2 rRNA genes are annotated in these 3,681 nt (G+C 48.8%); both read right to left on the bottom strand.

What is annotated here, in order from left to right:
• Positions 1-48 precede the first annotated feature (48 nt).
• A 5S ribosomal RNA gene (gene rrf / locus ACO0K9_RS27830) occupies positions 49-161 on the bottom strand.
• Between the two features lie 254 nt (positions 162-415).
• Positions 416-3,291 (bottom strand): 23S ribosomal RNA (locus ACO0K9_RS27825).
• Positions 3,292-3,681 lie beyond the last annotated feature (390 nt).

Raw genomic sequence — 3,681 nt, 5'->3', positions numbered from 1 at the left:
AAAGCGAAACCCCCGCTAAATTGCTCTAGCGGGGGTTTCTGGATACAAGCCTGACGATAACCTACTTTCACACTGGTTGCAGCACTATCATTGGCGCGTAATCGTTTCACGGTCCTGTTCGGGATGGGAAGGGGTGGTACCGATTAGCTATGGTCATCAGGCATAACTTGTTGACTGCTTGTATTGCCGTTGTTTTGGCGGATACAAAAAGTCCAATTCAGAAGAAGTGTCGTAGAGTGTGCGGCAGAGGTGAGTCTTCGCACTAATCATGATTATTGATTTTGTCACAGTAAGCGAGACCATCGCTTACTGTGGTGGTTGTGACTGCTGTCGAACAAGTGGAATTCTTCCGAATCCGCACATTTTCGCAAACACTTCACAATACTTGTCGTAGCCTACAACCTGCTAAGGTTATAGGGACAAGCCTTACGGGCAATTAGTACTGGTTAGCTTAATGCATTACTGCACTTCCACACCCAGCCTATCAACGTCCTGGTCTCGAACGACCCTTTAAAGAGATCTAGTCTCTGGGAAGTCTCATCTTAAGGCGAGTTTCCCGCTTAGATGCTTTCAGCGGTTATCTCTTCCGAACATAGCTACTCGGCAATGCCACTGGCGTGACAACCGATACACCAGAGGTTCGTCCACTCCGGTCCTCTCGTACTAGGAGCAGCCCCCTTCAAACTTCCAACGCCCACGGCAGATAGGGACCAAACTGTCTCACGACGTTTTAAACCCAGCTCACGTACCACTTTAAATGGCGAACAGCCATACCCTTGGGACCGGCTACAGCCCCAGGATGTGATGAGCCGACATCGAGGTGCCAAACTCCCCCGTCGATATGAACTCTTGGGAGGAATCAGCCTGTTATCCCCAGAGTACCTTTTATCCGTTGAGCGATGGCCCTTCCATACAGAACCACCGGATCACTATGTCCTACTTTCGTACCTGCTCGACTTGTCAGTCTCGCAGTTAAGCACGCTTATGCCATTGCACTATTAGCACGATGTCCGACCGTACCTAGCGTACCTTCGAACTCCTCCGTTACACTTTGGGAGGAGACCGCCCCAGTCAAACTGCCTACCATGCACTGTCCCCGACCCGGATTACGGGCCAAGGTTAGAACCTCAAATAAACCAGGGTGGTATTTCAAGGATGGCTCCACGCAAACTGGCGTCCACGCTTCAAAGCCTCCCACCTATCCTACACAGATCGATTCAAAGTCCAATGCAAAGCTACAGTAAAGGTTCATGGGGTCTTTCCGTCTAGCCGCGGGTAGATTGCATCATCACAAACATTTCAACTTCGCTGAGTCTCGGGAGGAGACAGTGTGGCCATCGTTACGCCATTCGTGCAGGTCGGAACTTACCCGACAAGGAATTTCGCTACCTTAGGACCGTTATAGTTACGGCCGCCGTTTACTGGGACTTCAATCAAGAGCTTGCACCCCATCATTTAATCTTCCAGCACCGGGCAGGCGTCACACCCTATACGTCCACTTTCGTGTTTGCAGAGTGCTGTGTTTTTATTAAACAGTCGCAGCCACCAGTTTATTGCAACCCCTTCACCCTTCTGCCGCAGGGCAGTCAAGCTACAAGGGCGTACCTTATCCCGAAGTTACGGTACCAATTTGCCGAGTTCCTTCTCCCGAGTTCTCTCAAGCGCCTTAGAATACTCATCTCGCCCACCTGTGTCGGTTTGCGGTACGGTCTCGTATGACTGAAGCTTAGAGGCTTTTCTTGGAACCACTTCCGATTGCTTCACGAATTAATTCGCTCGTCCCAGTCCCTTGAATTATGTGCCCGGATTTGCCTAAGCACCTTCTTTGAACCAGAAACCGACTATTCCAACAGTCGGACAACCTTCCGCGATCCGTCCCCCCATCGCATCATACGACGGTGCAGGAATATTAACCTGCTTCCCATCAGCTACGCATCTCTGCCTCGCCTTAGGGGCCGACTCACCCTGCTCCGATGAACGTTGAACAGGAAACCTTGGGCTTACGGCGTGGAGGCTTTTCACCCCCATTATCGCTACTCATGTCAGCATTCGCACTTCTGATACCTCCAGCAACCTTTACAAGTCACCTTCGCAGGCTTACAGAACGCTCTCCTACCATATCCATAAATGGATATCCGCAGCTTCGGTGTATAGCTTAGCCCCGTTACATCTTCCGCGCAGGACGACTCGATCAGTGAGCTATTACGCTTTCTTTAAAGGGTGGCTGCTTCTAAGCCAACCTCCTGACTGTTTTAGCCTTCCCACTTCGTTTTCCACTTAGCTATACTTTGGGACCTTAGCTGGCGGTCTGGGTTGTTTCCCTCTTGACACCGGACGTTAGCACCCGATGTCTGTCTCCCTTGCTCGCACTCGTCGGTATTCGGAGTTTGCAATGGTTTGGTAAGTCGCGATGACCCCCTAGCCATAACAGTGCTCTACCCCCGACGGTGATACAAGAGGCACTACCTAAATAGTTTTCGGAGAGAACCAGCTATTTCCAAGTTTGTTTAGCCTTTCACCCCTACCCACAGCTCATCCCCTAATTTTTCAACATTAGTGGGTTCGGTCCTCCAGTGCGTGTTACCGCACCTTCAACCTGGCCATGAGTAGATCACTTGGTTTCGGGTCTACACCCAGCGACTATGACGCCCTATTCGGACTCGATTTCTCTACGGCTTCCCTATGCGGTTAACCTTGCCACTGAATGTAAGTCGCTGACCCATTATACAAAAGGTACGCAGTCACGGAACAAGTCCGCTCCTACTGTTTGTATGCACACGGTTTCAGGATCTATTTCACTCCCCTCCCGGGGTTCTTTTCGCCTTTCCCTCACGGTACTGGTTCACTATCGGTCGATATCGAGTATTTAGCCTTGGAGGATGGTCCCCCCATGTTCAGACAGGATTTCACGTGTCCCGCCCTACTTGTCGCAAGCTTAGTTCCACAACGATGATTTCATATAAGGGGCTATCACCCTCTATGGCCGGAGTTTCCAATCCGTTCTATTATCAAAGATGCTAAATCTTGCAGGCTGTTCCCATTTCGCTCGCCACTACTTTGGGAATCTCGGTTGATTTCTTTTCCTGTAGCTACTTAGATGTTTCAGTTCGCCACGTTCGCTTTGCAACCCTATGTATTCAGGTTGCAATGACCTTACGGCCGGGTTTCCCCATTCGGAAATCTGCGGATCAATGTGTGTTTGCTCACTCCCCGCAGCTTATCGCAAGCTACTACGTCCTTCATCGCCTGATATCGCCAAGGCATCCACCATGTGCACTTAGTCACTTGTCCCTATAACGTTAGCTCCTGCACACAAAAGTAAACACCTACTTTTGTGTGGCTTTATTTCTTAAAAATGCCTGGCAGAGCCAGCTCATTTTTAATCGATAAAACCTACGCAAATTCAGCATTTGCTCTGTTCGTCGTGCGCAAGACCGTTATAGTTCTTTACTACTTATGAGTATTACTTTAGCGTTTGCCGTATCTCAAGGAATTTGATTTTTTCTAAAACTTGTCTTTCGACAGCTTTTCAAACTCTTTTTAATACTATGTTTGTTCGATACAATCACAACCCTTCCATAATTTCCACTCACAACTGTCGTTGTCAGCTTCTCTTTACAGAAATAATTTTGATTATTTCTACTTTACTTCTTCTAAATTGTTAAAGAACGAGAACTACTT

This window comes from Undibacterium sp. Ji50W (genome assembly GCF_049340445.1).
Lineage (GTDB): Bacteria > Pseudomonadota > Gammaproteobacteria > Burkholderiales > Burkholderiaceae_D > Undibacterium.
The sequence above is the reverse complement of the archived record's forward strand: the minus strand, read 5'-3'. Positions and strand labels throughout refer to the sequence as shown.